Source organism: Stanieria cyanosphaera PCC 7437, from assembly GCF_000317575.1.
Classification (GTDB): Bacteria; Cyanobacteriota; Cyanobacteriia; order Cyanobacteriales; family Xenococcaceae; genus Stanieria; species Stanieria cyanosphaera.
Window position 1 is genome coordinate 1,289,835 of sequence record NC_019748.1, and the last position, 16,285, is coordinate 1,306,119.

At 37.9% G+C, this 16,285-nt stretch carries 14 protein-coding genes; 7 read left to right on the plus strand and 7 right to left on the minus strand.

From position 1 onward, the window contains the following. The first annotated feature begins 110 nt into the window (after positions 1 to 110). The gene (gene treZ, locus STA7437_RS05660; protein WP_041619206.1) at positions 111 to 1,934 is read left to right on the plus strand and encodes a malto-oligosyltrehalose trehalohydrolase; all 1,824 of its coding nucleotides are present in this window, start codon (positions 111 to 113) and stop codon (positions 1,932 to 1,934) included. 49 nt (positions 1,935 to 1,983) lie between these two features. Continuing rightward, positions 1,984 to 4,746 (plus strand): malto-oligosyltrehalose synthase, encoded by a 2,763-nt coding sequence (gene treY, locus STA7437_RS05665; protein ID WP_015192412.1) that lies wholly within the window; start codon positions 1,984 to 1,986, stop codon positions 4,744 to 4,746. Positions 4,747 to 4,836: 90 nt separating this feature from the next. Here the strand turns inward: treY and STA7437_RS05670 are convergent, their stop codons facing one another. From STA7437_RS05670 to STA7437_RS05685, 4 genes are all read right to left on the minus strand, one after another. Continuing rightward, on the minus strand, positions 4,837 to 5,163 hold the full coding sequence (locus tag STA7437_RS05670) for a Txe/YoeB family addiction module toxin (protein WP_015192413.1): 327 nt from the start codon (positions 5,161 to 5,163) through the stop codon (positions 4,837 to 4,839). A gap of 21 nt (positions 5,164 to 5,184) precedes the next feature. Next, positions 5,185 to 5,484: a type II toxin-antitoxin system Phd/YefM family antitoxin gene (locus STA7437_RS05675; protein ID WP_015192414.1), complete on the minus strand. Its 300-nt coding sequence runs from the start codon at positions 5,482 to 5,484 to the stop codon at positions 5,185 to 5,187. Positions 5,485 to 5,785: 301 nt separating this feature from the next. Continuing rightward, positions 5,786 to 6,931: a phosphoserine transaminase gene (locus STA7437_RS05680; RefSeq protein ID WP_015192415.1), complete on the minus strand. Its 1,146-nt coding sequence runs from the start codon at positions 6,929 to 6,931 to the stop codon at positions 5,786 to 5,788. 100 nt (positions 6,932 to 7,031) lie between these two features. Then, entirely contained in the window at positions 7,032 to 8,276 is a 1,245-nt protein-coding gene (locus STA7437_RS05685) for an RNA-guided endonuclease InsQ/TnpB family protein (RefSeq protein WP_015192416.1), read from the minus strand. A gap of 370 nt (positions 8,277 to 8,646) precedes the next feature. Between STA7437_RS05685 and STA7437_RS05690 the strand changes: the two genes are divergently transcribed. Together STA7437_RS05690 and STA7437_RS05695 are read left to right on the plus strand one after the other, a co-directional pair. Then, positions 8,647 to 9,165, plus strand: a complete 519-nt coding sequence (locus STA7437_RS05690) for a GNAT family N-acetyltransferase (protein ID WP_015192417.1) — start codon at positions 8,647 to 8,649, stop codon at positions 9,163 to 9,165. Positions 9,166 to 9,382: 217 nt separating this feature from the next. After that, the gene (locus tag STA7437_RS05695) at positions 9,383 to 9,943 is read left to right on the plus strand and encodes a sugar O-acetyltransferase (RefSeq protein WP_015192418.1); all 561 of its coding nucleotides are present in this window, start codon (positions 9,383 to 9,385) and stop codon (positions 9,941 to 9,943) included. A 117-nt stretch (positions 9,944 to 10,060) separates the two neighbouring features. Here STA7437_RS05695 and STA7437_RS05700 read toward each other — a convergent pair whose 3' ends face one another. From STA7437_RS05700 to STA7437_RS05710, 3 genes are all read right to left on the minus strand, one after another. Next, positions 10,061 to 11,170, minus strand: coding sequence for a beta-ketoacyl-ACP synthase (locus tag STA7437_RS05700; protein WP_015192419.1), 1,110 nt, complete (start codon positions 11,168 to 11,170; stop codon positions 10,061 to 10,063). A 34-nt stretch (positions 11,171 to 11,204) separates the two neighbouring features. Beyond that, positions 11,205 to 11,981, minus strand: coding sequence for a peptidylprolyl isomerase (locus tag STA7437_RS05705; protein ID WP_015192420.1), 777 nt, complete (start codon positions 11,979 to 11,981; stop codon positions 11,205 to 11,207). 91 nt (positions 11,982 to 12,072) lie between these two features. Continuing rightward, complete coding sequence (locus tag STA7437_RS05710) at positions 12,073 to 12,624, minus strand: photosystem I assembly protein Ycf4 (protein ID WP_015192421.1); 552 nt, start codon at positions 12,622 to 12,624, stop codon at positions 12,073 to 12,075. A 456-nt stretch (positions 12,625 to 13,080) separates the two neighbouring features. On the opposite strand from STA7437_RS05710, the gene psbD reads away from it, so the two are divergent. The 3 genes from psbD (at position 13,081) to STA7437_RS05725 (ending at position 16,263) form a co-directional block, all read left to right on the plus strand. Beyond that, complete coding sequence (psbD, locus tag STA7437_RS05715) at positions 13,081 to 14,139, plus strand: photosystem II D2 protein (photosystem q(a) protein) (RefSeq protein ID WP_015192422.1); 1,059 nt, start codon at positions 13,081 to 13,083, stop codon at positions 14,137 to 14,139. Beyond that, the gene (gene psbC / locus STA7437_RS05720; protein ID WP_015192423.1) at positions 14,123 to 15,505 is read left to right on the plus strand and encodes a photosystem II reaction center protein CP43; all 1,383 of its coding nucleotides are present in this window, start codon (positions 14,123 to 14,125) and stop codon (positions 15,503 to 15,505) included. Before psbD ends, psbC begins: the two co-directional genes overlap by 17 nt. Before the next feature lie 95 nt (positions 15,506 to 15,600). After that, complete coding sequence (locus STA7437_RS05725; RefSeq protein WP_015192424.1) at positions 15,601 to 16,263, plus strand: HEAT repeat domain-containing protein; 663 nt, start codon at positions 15,601 to 15,603, stop codon at positions 16,261 to 16,263. Positions 16,264 to 16,285: the final 22 nt, after the last annotated feature.

Consider the following 16,285-nt stretch of genomic DNA (forward strand, 5'->3'; position numbering starts at 1 on the left):
GTCTTTAGATAGAAGCGGATAAAAATTAATCGTGGTAAAAAAAACAGGAAGGAATGGTCGACAACCGATGTTCCTGTGTTATTTCATCACCACCCAATCGCCAAACAAGCATGAAAGTTGGTTCTTGTTATCTTGGAAATGGTGTTTGCGACTTTATTTTGTGGACACCTTTAGTAGAAAAAGTAGCGGTACATATCGTTTCTCCTGAAGAGAAATTACTACCAATGACAAAGCAGGAACAAGGTTATTGGCATCTGAGAACAGAGAAGATCGATCCAGGTACACTTTATTATTATCAACTAGAAGAAGCATCAGACAAACCCGATCCTGCTTCACATTTCCAACCACAAGGAGTTCACGAAGCATCGGAAGTTATCGATCACAATAATATCAATTGGCAAGATTCTGATTGGAATGGTATTGCTCTCGACGAGATGATTATTTATGAGTTGCACGTCGGGACTTTTACTGATGAAGGGACTTTTACAGCAATTATTCCTCGGTTATCAGACTTAAAAGAATTGGGTGTTAATGCGATTGAAATTATGCCAGTTGCTCAATTTCCAGGAGAACGAAACTGGGGTTATGATGGGGTATATCCCTATGCAGTACAAAATTCTTACGGTAGACCAGAAGATTTAAAGCAATTAATCGATGCAGCGCACCAACAAGGGATAGCGGTAATTTTAGATGTAGTTTACAATCATTTTGGTCCAGAAGGGAATTATATCGCCCATCATGGCCCTTATTTTACCGAAACCTATCGGACTCCTTGGGGAAGTGCGATTAACTTTGATGATGCTTACAGTGATGGGGTACGGAATTATTTTATTGAAAATGCCCTGTATTGGTTTGAAAATTATCATTTTGATGCGCTGCGCTTAGATGCTATTCATGCCATTTATGATTTGGGAGCAAAACACATTCTACAAGAGATTGCCGAAAGAGTAGAAGAACTTTCTCAAAAAATAGGCAGAAAATTCTATTTAATTGCCGAAAGCGATCTTAATGACGTACGTGTTATCCGTCCAAGAGAATTAGGTGGTTACGGAATTGATGCTCAATGGAGTGATGACTTTCACCATTGCATCCGTACTTTATTAACCAAAGATTTAATTGGATATTATCAAGATTTTGGTACTTGCAAACAACTAGCTAAAGCTTATCAAAAAACTTTTGTCTACGATTGGCAATATTCTCCATTTCGGAAAAGATATCATGGCAGCGACGCAAGCGATCGCCCTGGTTCACAATTTGTAGTTTGTATCCAAAATCACGATCAAGTTGGCAATCGAATGTTAGGGGAACGTTTATCAGACTTGGTTAATTTTGAAGGATTAAAATTAGCTGCGGGTGCTTTAATGCTTTCTCCCTATATTCCTTTATTATTTATGGGGGAAGAATACGGGGAAGAATCTCCTTTTCTTTATTTTGTCAGTCACAACGATCCTGATTTAGTTAAAGCGGTAAGGGAAGGCAGAAAAAAAGAGTTTGCTGATTTTCATCTTGAAGGAGAATATATCGATCCTCAAAGTTTAGAAGCTTTTAATTCATCAAAACTGCAATGGGAAAAAAGAAAGGAAGGAAAACATCAAGTTTTATGGCAACTTTATCGACAATTAATTCAACTACGTCGCACTATTCCTGCCTTGAAAAAATTAGATAAGCAAAATTTAAAAGCAACTGCTTACGAGCAAGAAAACGTTCTTTTATTACATCGTTGGCAAGATAATAGTCAGATTTTTAGTATTCTCAATTTTAATCAGCAAAATGTTAGCTTAAAAATCTCTTTTCCGCCTGGGAATTGGCAAAAAATTCTCGACTCTGCCGAACCCAAATGGATGAGCGATGGTTCTGAGTTACCAGAAAGAATTGAAACCGAAGAACAAGAATTATTAATTAAATCTCATAGTTTTGCTATCTACCATCAGTAAACTCGGATTTATTTTCTTACTTTTTACTTTTTATTTTTTACTTTTAATTATGCGTATTCCTACAGCCACTTATAGAATTCAATTTCACTCCGAATTTAATTTTGTTCAAGCCAAAGAAATTATTAATTATTTAGCAGATTTAAGCATCTCCGATCTATATGCTTCACCAATTTTTAAAGCTCGCCAAGGCAGCACTCACGGTTATGATGTAGTCGATCCAACTATCCTTAATCCTGAACTAGGAACTGAAGAAGATTTTGAAAAATTGAGCGAAGAAATTAAAAAATATCAACTAGGATGGTTGCAAGATATTGTTCCTAACCACATGGCTTATGACAGTCATAATTTGTGGTTGATGGATGTCTTGGAAAATGGTAAAGATTCTGAGTTTTTTGATTTTTTTGATATTAATTGGAATCAACCCTATGAAGAAATGCAAGGCAGGGTACTTGCTCCTTTATTAGGAGATTTTTATGGTAATTGTTTAGAGAGAGGAGAACTTAAACTTAATTACGATGCAACTGGATTATCAATTAGTTACTATGGTTTAAGATTACCTGTAAGAATTGAATCTTATCTAACTTTTATTATTCGTAATTTAGGGAAATTAGCTAGAAAAATAGGTCGTCAGCATCCAGACTTTATTAAATTTTTAGGCATTTTATATTTACTCAAAAATATCCCAGAAGAAACTAAAGGTAAAGAGCGTTACGATCAATTAAATTTTGTTAAAAGTTTGCTTTGGGAAACCTATACGCAAAATCCTGAGGTAGAAGAGTTTATTCAAAACAATCTGCAAGAATTTAATGGCGAAGTTGACAATTCTGAAAGTTTTAACTTACTAGATAACTTACTTTCTGAACAATTTTATCGTTTATCATTCTGGAAAGTTGGGGCAGAAGAAATTAATTATCGGCGATTTTTTACAGTTAATGAGTTAATTTCTGTCAAAGTAGAAGAAGCCAAAGTTTTCCAGACAACTCACGAATTAATTGAGCGATTTGTTAAAGAAAAGAAATTTACAGGAGTACGCATCGATCATATTGATGGATTATATGATCCGAGCGAATATTTAATTAGATTGAGAGAAAAATTAGGTAATGTTTATATCACGGTTGAAAAAATTCTTGAATTAACCGAAGACTTACCTCAACACTGGCAAATTGAAGGAACGAGTGGTTATGAATTTCTCAACTATGTTAATGGAATATTTTGTTGCCCAGAAAATGAAAAAGAATTTACCAAAATTTATACTCGTTTCACTGATTTAACTGACGCTTATCAAGATTTAGTTTATGAAAAGAAAGGTTTAATTTTAGAAAGAAACTTAGCAGGCGATCTAGAAAATCTGGCTCAAATCTTAAAAAGAATTGCTGCACAAACCAGAGCAGGAAGTGATTTTACCCTTTATGGTTTAAAACAAGCTTTGTTTGAATTATTAGCACTTTTTCCTGTTTATCGTACTTATATAGATGCAGATGGAATTGGAGAAATAGATGAAAAATACGTAAATGAAACTATCAAAGCTGCTAAGAAAAAAGCTCCTTTACTTGTTAATGAATTTAATTTTATTCACAAAGTTTTATTATTAGAATACGAAGATTTTCGCAGTCAAACTCAACGAGAAGAATGGTTGCATTTTGTAATGCGATCGCAACAATTAACAGGACCATTAATGGCGAAGGGAGTTGAAGATACACTGCTTTATGTTTATAACCGATTACTATCATTAAATGAGGTTGGAGGAAACCCTAGTCATTTTGGAATTAGTTTGGATTTATTTCATCAATTCAATCACAATAAAGTTAACAATTGGTTGCATGGCATGAATGCTACTGCTACCCATGATACTAAACGGGGTGAAGATGTACGTGCCAGAATAAATGTTCTTTCAGAAATACCTCAAGAATGGGAACAACAAGTGAATCAATGGCGGGAAATGAATCGAGTTCACCAACAAAATGGTATTCCTGATGCTAATGACGAATATTTCTTTTACCAAACCTTATTAGGTGCTTTTCCCTTTGAAGAAAGTGACTTAGCCGATTTTCCTGATAGAATTAAAGACTATATCCTCAAAGCAGTTCGAGAAGCTAAAGTTCATACTGCTTGGTTACGTCCCGATGAGGAATATGAAGCAGCATTTTTTAGCTTTATTGATAAAGTTTTAGACCCAAAAGAATCGAATTTTTGGCAACAATTTCGACCTTTTCAAAAACAAATAGCTGAATACGGTATCTATAACTCTCTTTCCCAAGTGTTAATTAAAAACACTGCCCCTGGCGTACCAGATTTATATCAAGGTGCAGAATTATGGGAGTTAAGCTTAGTTGATCCAGATAATCGTCGTCCTGTAGATTATCAAAAAAGAAGAGAATTTTTACAAGAAATCAAAGAAAAAAGTGAGCAAAATATTGAGCAATTACTTAAAGAATTAATTGAAACCAAAGAAAACGGCAAAATAAAATTATTTCTGACTCATCAATTATTAAAAGCGAGAAAAGAATACTTAGAAATATTTCAAAATGGCAATTATCAACCAATAGAAATTACAGGAAAATATCAAAATCATATTATTGCTTTTGCCAGAAATTATGGAGATCAAACTCTAGTTGCGATCGCACCTCGTTTTTTAACTACAATTATTAAACCAGGGCAACTTCCTCTTGGTGTAGATGTATGGGAAGATACAAGTTTAATTTTACCTAATAAAACTTGGCATAATCTCATAAATAATCAAACAATAACAGGAGAAAATTTAGTAGTTGGAGAGATTTTACAAAATTTTTCTGTTGGTTTATTAGTGGGATAAAAATTGTAACTCGGTTCAATGTTTGGATCGAGTTATTAAATTAAGATAACGGGGGGTTCGCTCCGCTCCTAAAGATCGCGATTGCAATTATTAATCGTCTTTTTGATAATGATAACGAGCCTGTAGAAAATAAATTCGATTATTTTTTACTTTATATACTAAACGATGTTCCAAATCGATGCGACGTGACCAAGTATTAGAAGCTATATATTTTAATGGTTCGGGTTTACCAATACCTTTAAAGGGATCGCCGTCTAGGATATCTGCAACCAGATCCATAATTTTATCACCCTTCTTCGGCTCATTTTGATACCACCAACGCAAATCTAGTTTGAAATCTGGACTAAATAAAGGTATGTATCCTTGAGGAGATTGTTCTCGATTATCTGAATTAGATTGTTTTTTCTTCCGAGTCACAGTTTACTCCGTCGAAATTCTTTACTCAGACTCAGAATCGGAATTAATACCCAACTCCTGCTTTAATTCATCTATAGTTTGAGGTTGTGCTTCTTCAGATCCAGACCATGATAGCGCACGATACAATCTGCGGGCGTTTTCAGGAGAACGAAGTAAATAAACGCTTTCTAACAAACTAGATAATTCATCTTCGGCAATTAAAGCGACATTTTTATCATTGCGACGTTTGATAATAAATATCTGCTGTTGGTCTACTACTTCATCTAAAATACTGGCTAAATTAGCTCTAGCTTGAGAATAAGTGGTTTCTTTGTTTAACACGATCGCTCTGACAATAGTTGTACAATCTTATTGTACGTTATTCTTGTTAACTTTAAGATGGGCTATTTTCATAGTTATAGTCATTTCAATTTAGAGTGAGACAATCTCTTCTTGCTACGAAAGGCTTTCAGCCGAAAAAATGTTTCATTCTTATTTGAATCAACTATACAGACTCTACTAAAGTTAAGTCGATGCAGACAAGTTTTTTTTACAGAAGTAAAATCGTCGCATCGACTCTTAATAATCTTGGTAATTTTTTGTACAGATGTAATATGTTACATATCTACTGTTAACTTTTTCACTAGCCTTTAACTGTTGAATAAGCCCATTCTAACCAAGGAAACAAAAGCTCAAAATCACTGGTTTCTACCGTAGCACCACCCCACAAACGTAAACCTGGAGGTGCATCTCGGTAAGCCCCAATATCATAAGCAACACCTTCTTGATCCAAAAGATTAGCTAAATCTTTAGTAAATTTTTGTTGCTTTTCTAAACTCAAATCTGTAAACCAGGGAGCGACAATTTTCAGACAAATAGAAGTATTAGATCTAGTATCGGGATCGTTGGCTAGAAAATCAATCCAATCGGTTTGTTCTAACCATTTTTCAACTGCTTCTAAATTGTTGAGAGATCGCTTTAGTAATGCTGATAAACCACCTAAACTTTCTGCCCATTTTAAAGCATCTAAGACATCTTCTACACAAAGTAAAGATGGAGTATTAATAGTTTCTCCTTTAAAAATGCCTTCGATCAACTTACCGTTTTTAGTTAGTTGAAAAATTTTCGGTAAAGGCCAAGATGGAGTGTAGCTTTCTAAACGTTCTACAGCGCGAGGACTTAAAATAAGCATACCGTGCTGTGCTTCACCACCCAAAACTTTTTGCCAAGAATAGGTAACTACATCTAATTTTTGCCAAGGTAATTCCATCGCAAACACAGCAGAAGTAGCATCACAAATTGTTAAGCCTTCTCGAGCATCAGCAATCCAATCTCCGTTGGGTACTTTAACACCCGAAGTTGTACCATTCCAAGTAAAAACTACATCACTATTAGTATCAACTTGGCTTAAATCAGGTAAATCACCATATTCTGCGGTAACCGAACGAACATTAGACAATTTTAATTGCTTAACAATATCTGTAACCCAAGCACGACCAAAACTTTCCCATCCTAAAGCTTCAACACTACGTGGTCCTAAAAGCGACCACATTGCCATTTCCACCGCACCAGTATCCGAAGCTGGCACAATACCTATTCTATAATCACTAGGAACACCAAGAATATTTCTAGTGCGATCGATTACTTCCATTAATTTTGCTTTCCCAGGTTTACCCCGATGAGAACGTCCTAGTAAAGCATTTTCTAAAACTTGAGGTTTCCATCCAGGACGTTTAGCACAAGGACCAGAAGAAAAACAAGGATTTTTGGGTTGCTGTTGCGGTTTCATCTGTAATAAAAAAAATTTCTAGCTTACGTAATAGCTAATATTACTCGGTTGTGACTACTCCAGACACAGACCCTATCGGGTACAGTGCTGGCTTCTTAACTCACATTAAGACATTCCTTCGTTGCACTTGCCTAGATATTTCTATCCTCGGTAGTTCGCATTCAGAAGGCAGTTTCCTTTCCCCGCAGTCCACGGGTACTATAGACTCCAATCCTCGTTGTAACAGTACTCTCGCACTTGCATGGTCGCGACTAGTAGTATAGTTACACTCTGGGCAGAGATGAATTCTTTCACTTAATTCTTTTTTGCCAGTATGCGTACCACATTCAGGACAAATCTGACTGCTATACTTGTGGTCTACCTCCGCGAAGTATTTTCCACGCTTCCAGCATACCCACGACAGCAAATTTCGGAATTGACCGAAACCTCCATCCAACATATGCTTACCCAAGAATCCTTTTGCCGAGACACGAAAATCTATATCTTCGACAAAAATCATATCTGCTTGGTCGCATAATAGATGACTTGTTTGAAAGTGAAAGTTACGACGAGAATTGGCAATCTTATGGTGTAAACGAGCAACTTTGAGTTGCGCTTTCTCCCAGTTTTTGGACTTTTTCTTTTTCCGAGACCCTTGACGTTGTAGCTCTTTCAGCCTACTTTGCAAGTCTCTAAAGAACCTAGCTGGTTCAATACGCAAATTATCGCTCGTCACCAAAAAGCTCTTAAGTCCGACATCACAACCAATACCTCGTCCCATAGGTAACGGGTCGGGTACGGAAATATCGGACTGTATACTAACTACTGCGTACCAAATCGTACCCCTTGCTCTAGAGACAATCCTGACTCCTTTTACTTTAAACCCATCTGGTATAGGACGATGACAGTTAATAACCACTTTACCTATTTTGGGGAGCTTAATAACATTTCCTGTAATAGGGTTATCTTTAAACTGAGGGAACAAAAAAGACTGATAACGTCCGTATTTTTTAAAACGTGGGAATCCATAGCCACGAGCTTTAAAAGCCTCCCAGGTATTATGCAAGCGTTTGACTACATCTTGCGTAACTTGAGAATGCACGTCTTGATAGTACGGATTAGTCTTTTTCCATTGAGTCAGTTGTCGTTTTTGCTCTAGGTAACTAGGGAAAGGAACGTCGGGAGACATTATATATTCCCGTTCTAGAGAGCAAGAAGACAAACTACATTGGCGCGAATTCATCCAGTCCTTCAAATCGCGAAGGCATTGATTATACAAACGCCGACAAGTCTCTAGCCAAGTAAGCATGAGTGTTTGCTGGTGGTTTGTGGGATAAATTCTGAACTTGTAGTTCATGGTTAGCATGAGCTAATTTTAGCACGACTATTGGCTCATGCTAAAATTAGATTTGTAGAGTCTGACTGGCATTCATGAGGGGCTGCGTGCCGAATTCACTTCGGCAGTTTAAATGACCCGTCCCGACTCTGAGTCTATCGACTACGGAGCGGGGCTTCTGCCAGACTAGCTAAATAATTTACCAACTTAAAATATTAGCAAACCCAACGTACCAATAGTACCAAAATTAACCGAATACCCAACTTCTTGAAAATTTTGACTAACGTTTTCGATACTTTAGAGGTGCGTTAGGTGCAACAGCAGAGAAATAAGAGTTTTTATTGTATAGTTTTTATTTTATATTTGATTTTGCCTGGTACTTACGATTGGTAAAAATTACATGGCTGTAGAAATTGTTCCTTGTTCCCTCGAACATATTAAGCTACTGATTGAAGACGCAGATGATTTTTCGAGAGTTTACGGATTTCGGGTAATTGAGGGATACTTACCTTTTGAGGGCGCACTTCAATATAGTTTGGATCGCTTGCAAACTGCCCAAATTTGGCATCCGTGGCTACCGTATTTATTTCTTTTTCGTCCTGAGCGAGCCTTGGTTGGGTTGGGAGGTTTTAAATCAGTTCCTGATTCTCAACGTACCGTTGAGATTGGTTACTCCGTCGCGCCTGATTATCAAAGTAGAGGTTTGGCAACTTCTGCTGCCAGTCAACTTATTGAAATTGCTTTTGCTTCTGGCTTAGTAAATTGCGTTTGCGCTTATACCTTAGCAGAAACTAGTGCATCCACTAGAGTCCTAGAAAAGTGTGGCATGACTAAAGTATCAGAAATTGTCGATCCTGAAGATGGCAAAGTGTGGAGATGGGAAATTAAACCATTTATCAAAAATAGCGAGAGACTTTAGATTTAGGTAAAAGACAGAAGAGAGAAGATAAGAAAAAAAGGCTCTAAGTTTTTAAATTATGAAGGCAGAGTGATTTATGTCTCCAGTTACTTTTGAGAATTGGTATTAATAATAATTAGTTCATAACTCCCTCTGAGCCACACAAAAAAAATGAGATTTAATTAAAATTAATTAAGTGAATTTAAGAACTAATAAAAAGCTTAATAAACAAACAAGTATGAAAGAAAAAACAGAAAAAGAAAAAATGCTGAATGGTGAATTGTATTTGGCAATAGATGAAGAATTAGCTCAAATGCAGACTAAAGCAGCTCAATTACTTTATGATTTCAACTTTTCTCAGCCTCATCAAGTAGATTGGCGCAAAGATATTATTTTAAATCTGTTTGGTAAAATTGGTTCTAATTTTGTGATCAGACCTCCATTTTACTGCGATTACGGTTGTCATATTTGGGCTGGTGATAATTTATATATTAATTATGACTGTATAATTCTTGACTGTAATAAGGTGTATCTGGGTAATAATGTTTTACTAGCACCAAAAGTTCAAATTTATACTGCATCTCATCCTAGCGATCCTCAAGTTAGATTAACTGGTAGAGAACTAGCAGCACCAGTTACTATTGGTGATAATGTTTGGCTTGGTGGTGGCGCGATTATTTGTCCTGGGATTTCGATTGGCTCGAATGTAACTATTGGTGCAGGTAGTGTAGTAACCAAAAATATCCCAGATAACGTGGTTGCGGTAGGTAATCCTTGCCGAGTGATTAAAAATGTTTAATCTGAAATACCTAAATGCTTCTTGCTACAAATAGAGAAATGAGGAATGAGAAAAATGAAAAATTTAACTCCTGCCTCCTTGTGATGTGTAGCATTATTTTTTCTATTTTATATAAGCTTATTTTCCTAAAGCTAAGACAGCATTTTGACCGCCAAAGCCAAAACTGAAACAAAGTACTCTTTGAATTTCACCCTGACGCTCTACAGAAACTAAGTCTAAATCAAATTCTGATTCGGTTAAGCCTACACAAGGCGGTAATATTTGCTCTTTTAATGCCGTCAAACAAATCGCTGTGCCAATTGCTCCCGATGCGCCTAAAGTATGTCCTGTTGCACCTTTAGTCGAACTGACTGCTACGGATTGAGGAAATAAAGCTTGAATTAATTGAGCTTCATGAGCATCATTAAGAATAGTACTAGTGCCATGAGCGTGAATATAGTCTATCTCAGTAGGCTTAAGATTACTTCTGGTTAAACATTGCTTAACTGCCAATAAACCACTCCCCAAATCAGAGTCTGGCGCACTGATGTGGTAGGCATCACAAGTTAACCCAAAACCCAAAATTTTGCCATAAATTTTTGCTTGACGCCGAGCAGCCAATTCGGCTGTTTCCAATATCAATACAGCACCACCTTCTCCTAAAACCAAACCTTCTCGCTGGATATCAAAAGGATAACAACCCGTAGTTGCCAAAGCTCCCATTCGTTCAAAACCTGCCAAAGTAAGTTTGGTAATTGGTGCTTCTACCGCTCCTACTATCACCCGTTGACATTGACCTGTTTGAATCAACTCAAAACCAAGCGCGATCGCAGTTATTCCTGTAGCACAAGCTGCCATTGGAGCTAAGACTGGTGCGGTGGTATTTAAAAGATTAGCCGTTAAAACTGAACCTTGATGAGGTAAAGTCTCTAACCAATTTTGATAATTTTGAGTGGTTGCTAATTCTTCCCAATCTGCTTGACAACCACGACTTGAACCAATTACTACACCGCAATCAAATAGAGGCGATTCCAATCCTGCATCTTTTAAGGCTGCTTCCACTACTAGTTTAGTAAGAGCTTTTAACTTAACAGGATTTTCCCCAATCATGCCTAAAGGATAAAGAGGAAAATCAGGGAAAATTTGTGTCAACCTAATCCCCGATTTACCCTCCTTTAAATTTTGCCAAGTACTGCTTAACGAACCCAAACAAGTCAGTAAGCCAATACCAGTTACAACCACATTCATAAAATTCAGAATTCTTAGTTATTGAATTCAGAATTTATTGTTTCAGGTTTTCTGCTCCTTCGATTACTTTTGCCGATTCGATGCGATCGCCTTGTTCGATTTTGTCAACCACATCCATTCCCTCAACTACTTTGCCAAAGACAGCATAATCACCATCTAAGAATTCCAAATCTGCTAGAGCGATGTAAAACTGAGAAGATGCCGAATCAGGAGCTTGAGAACGAGCCATCGCTACTGCACCGCGATCGTGTTTCAGAGTTACAGGAGGTGCAGACAAACCCGCTTGTCTTCCCAAAGCTTCGTTATAAGTAGGTTCTTCTTCTCCATCCAATTTAATTTCTAAGGGAATAAAACGTCTTTGTCCTGTTTCAGAATCGATGTAACCACCTGTACCAAGGCGACTGACAGGAAAATTAGGGTCTTTTCCTTGAGGATCTCCTCCCTGAGCCACAAAAGGTTGAGGTTGTTTAATCACACGATGAAATACTAATCCGTCATATACTCCACGTTCAACTAAATCGACGAAATTACCAGCAGTTATGGGTGCATCATCGCCATCAAGTTCAATTACAATTGGTGAACCGTTAACGATTAACTTTACTTTGGCTTTGCCTTCTAATTTCGGTAAATTTTGATTCATTGCTAAACTACTGGTATCAGCAGTGGTAGATTCTACTTGCGTTGTTGAGAGGTTATCAGATGATGGGGACGCTTGGGAAGAATTTGTGGTTGCACTGTTACATCCTGTCAAAGCTAAACCAATAATCACAATTAGCGTAACTAGATTTTTAAACCCAAAATTTGTCTTCATTTTTTCCCCAATTTCCTAGCTCAAACTAAGATTTTGCTGCTTAATTACTTTATCTGTTAAAACATTTTTGATTTTCAATTGTCGATAATTTTTATAGTCCTTCTAAGGGAACTTCTAAAAAACGAGCTAATTGCGCTCCTTGATTTTCTAAAGCCGAGAGAGCAATTGGTTCACCGACACGAGTTAAAGGGATATCTCTTCTTTTTTTGACCTTTAGATACAAAGTTCGTTTGGGATTAAGTCCTTCCTTAATTTCTGCTTTGACTGATTGAACATCCTCTAGCGGAAATTCAATCTCAATGCGCCGATTTTTGCCAGGAAATCCAGAACGACTAATTTTGACAATCCCCTGGTCTTTATTAAATTCATTATAACCACCGCCTACATCCCAAAGAATAATCAGCCAGAGATAAATTGACAAAAGACAACCAGCTACACCATAAAAAGTCAAAGCTATTCCTTGAGGAATAAATTGAAGCTCACTGGTGTCTGAGACGAACAGCAAGTTGGTGTTTAAATAACTAGAAAGTCCTGCCAGTAAAAAGCCAATCCCTCCGATCAAAGAAACGCTAGCCCATAAAAAATTACTAAATCTGCGAGAACCCAAAATATTTTGGCGAATAACGCCCTGATTCGTTGTCATTGCTTTTTGTAATTTAACTTAATTTATGTAGACGATTGGGAATTGTACTGTATCTCAAAAAAACATTTTAAAGATTTATGAGTAGAAGTATGTCATTTTGTAAAAATTTTGCTAATAATTATTAGAGAAGAGTCAAGGCTTTTTTTCTGAGATTCTTGATTTAGATTCAGGAAGACAGCCCTACTCATGCTATTTTAAAAAATGTTAACCCACTAAATCGCTAGAATCACTTGTTAGCGATCTTAGGACAAAACTCAGTCCAAAAACAAAAAACTTAACCAGGATTAACTGGTAAAGTGTTATAAAACTTGACGATGGGAGACAGCGAGGTAGCCTCGCCATGTTCAATCACCGTATTGACAGTTCATCACAAATGTAGCTGTCGCCAAAAACATAAAAGCGTCCAATTTTATTATTCTTGCAGTTTGTTTAGTTTAAGCAAGAGGATTAGAAACTATGACTATAGCAGTAGGACGCGCTCCAGCAAGTAGAGGATGGTTTGATGTCCTCGATGACTGGCTCAAGCGCGATCGCTTTGTCTTCGTAGGTTGGTCAGGAATATTACTATTCCCCTGCGCATACCTAGCCCTAGGAGGCTGGTTAACAGGAACAACCTTCGTGACATCTTGGTACACCCACGGTTTAGCAAGCTCATATTTAGAAGGATGTAACTTCCTCACCGTAGCAGTATCAACCCCAGCAGACAGCATGGGACACTCGTTACTGTTCCTGTGGGGACCAGAAGCAAACTGGGACTTCACTCGTTGGTGTCAAATCGGAGGCTTGTGGCCATTTGTAGCTCTGCACGGAGCATTTGGTTTGATCGGCTTCATGCTGCGTCAGTTTGAAATCGCTCGCTTAGTAGGAATTAGACCTTACAACGCGATCGCGTTTTCGGCACCAATCGCAGTATTTGTCAGCGTATTCTTAATGTATCCCTTGGGACAATCGTCGTGGTTCTTTGCACCCAGTTTTGGAGTAGCAGGAATCTTTAGATTCATTCTGTTTGTCCAAGGATTCCACAACTTTACCCTCAACCCGTTCCACATGATGGGAGTAGCAGGAGTACTAGGAGGAGCATTATTGTGCGCCATTCACGGAGCAACAGTAGAAAACACCCTGTTTGAAGACGGAGATGGAGCAAACACCTTCAAAGCGTTTGAACCAACCCAAGCAGAAGAAACCTACAGTATGGTAACTGCCAATCGTTTCTGGTCACAAATCTTTGGGATTGCCTTCTCCAACAAACGTTGGTTACACTTCTTCATGCTGTTTGTACCCGTAACAGGATTATGGATGGCAAGCATTGGGATTATTGGCATTGCGCTCAACTTAAGGGCATATGACTTTGTTTCTCAAGAATTGAGAGCAGCAGAAGACCCAGAGTTTGAGACATTCTACACCAAGAATATTCTGCTCAACGAAGGTCTCAGAGCCTGGATGGCAACTCAAGACCAACCCCACGAAAACTTTGAATTCCCAGAGGAGGTTCTACCACGTGGTAACGCTCTCTAATCCTGCATACGGTAGCGGTCGCGACCAAGATTCAACCGGATTTGCCTGGTGGGCTGGTAATGCTCGTTTAATCAATCTTTCCGGTAAACTTTTAGGTGCGCACGTAGCGCACGCTGGCTTAATTGTCTTCTGGACTGGAGCAATGACTATTTTTGAAGTTGCTCACTATGTTCCAGAAAAACCAATGTACGAACAAGGGATGATTTTAATTCCTCACCTAGCTACTTTAGGTTGGGGAGTTGGTCCTGGTGGAGAAGTAATTGATACTTATCCTTATTTTGTTATTGGTGTTTTACACTTAATTTCTTCTGCGGTTCTTGGTTTAGGTGGTATTTACCACGCTATTCGCGGACCCGAAGTTTTAGAAGAATATTCCAGTTTCTTTGGTTATGACTGGAAAGACAAAAACCAAATGACCAATATTATTGGTTACCACTTAATCCTTTTAGGATGTGGTGCTTTCTTGTTGGTATTTAAAGCCATGTTCTTCGGTGGAGTCTACGATACTTGGGCTCCTGGTGGCGGAGACGTTCGTGTTATTACCAATCCAACCCTGAATCCTGCTGTGATTTTTGGTTATCTAACTAAAGCACCTTTTGGTGGTGAAGGTTGGATTGTTGGTGTTAACAACATGGAAGACATCATTGGTGGTCACATTTGGGTCGGCTTGATCTGTATTGCTGGTGGTGTTTGGCACATTTTGACCAAGCCTTTTGGTTGGGCTCGTCGTGCTTTGATTTGGTCTGGTGAAGCTTATCTTTCTTATAGTATCGGTGCTGTGTCTTTAATGTCCTTCATCGCTGCTTGTTTTATTTGGTTTAACAACACTGCTTACCCCAGTGAGTTTTATGGACCTACTAACGCAGAAGCTTCTCAAGCTCAAGCATTTACCTTCCTAGCTCGCGACCAACAAATGGGTGCTAATATTGGTTCTGCTCAAGGTCCTACTGGTCTTGGTAAATACCTAATGCGTTCTCCCACTGGTGAAATTATTCTTGGTGGTGAAACTATGCGTTTCTGGGATTTCCGTGGTCCTTGGTTAGAACCCATGCGTGGTCCTAATGGTATTGATTTAGACAAAATCAGAAATGACATTCAACCTTGGCAGTTACGTCGTGCTGCTGAGTATATGACTCATGCACCTAACGCTTCTCTAAACTCTGTAGGCGGTATTATTACTGAGTCTAACTCTTTCAACTTTGTTAATATCCGTCAATGGTTAGCTTCTTTCCAATTTGTGATGGCTTTCTTCTTCTTAGTTGGTCATCTCTGGCACGCTGGTCGTGCAAGGGCTGCTGCTGGTGGATTTGAAAAAGGTATTGACCGCGAAACTGAACCAGTACTGGCTATGCCTGACCTAGACTAAAAATGGGTTTTGGTATTGTCAATTATTAACAAGTAAGATAAGCTCCTGTTTTTATAGCAGGAGCTAATTTGTTTAACAAATTGATTTAAAAAATAATGACTCAGCAAAATTTAGAATATCTTGCTCATCAACTTGAAAGTTCTAATTCTCGCGATCGCATGCTTGCCTTAGCTTCATTACGAGAAGTCGCGTCTGAAGATGCTGTTCCTTTAATTAAAAAAGTACTTTACGATCAAAACATTCCCGTTCGTTCGATGGCAGTTTTTGCACTCGGAATCAAATCTACAGAAGAATGCTACGGTATTTTAGTTCAATTATTGGAAACAGAGGAAGATTACGGCATTAGGGCTGATGCTGCTGGAGCTTTAGGTTATTTGGGAGATATCCGAGCTTTTGAACCTTTAAGCAGAGCTTTTTATGAAGATACTAATTGGTTAGTACGTTTTAGTGCAGCAGTTTCATTAGGTAATCTTCAAGATTTACGAGCCAAAGATCTTTTAATTGAAGCTTTAGATAGTGAAGAAATAGTTTTACAACAAGCAGCGATCGCTGCTTTGGGAGAAATCAAAGCTATTGAAGCCATTGAGCATATCCTTCGTTTTGTCTCTTCAGAAGACTGGTTAGTTAGGCAAAGATTAGCACAGGCTTTAGGCAATTTACCTTCACAGAAAAGTATTTCTGCTCTCAAGTTTTTAGCTAAAGACAGTCATCCTCAAGTAAGTCAAGCTGCTATGATTTCTCTACAGCGAATAAGTTAAAAGTATTTAATTAAACCTCATT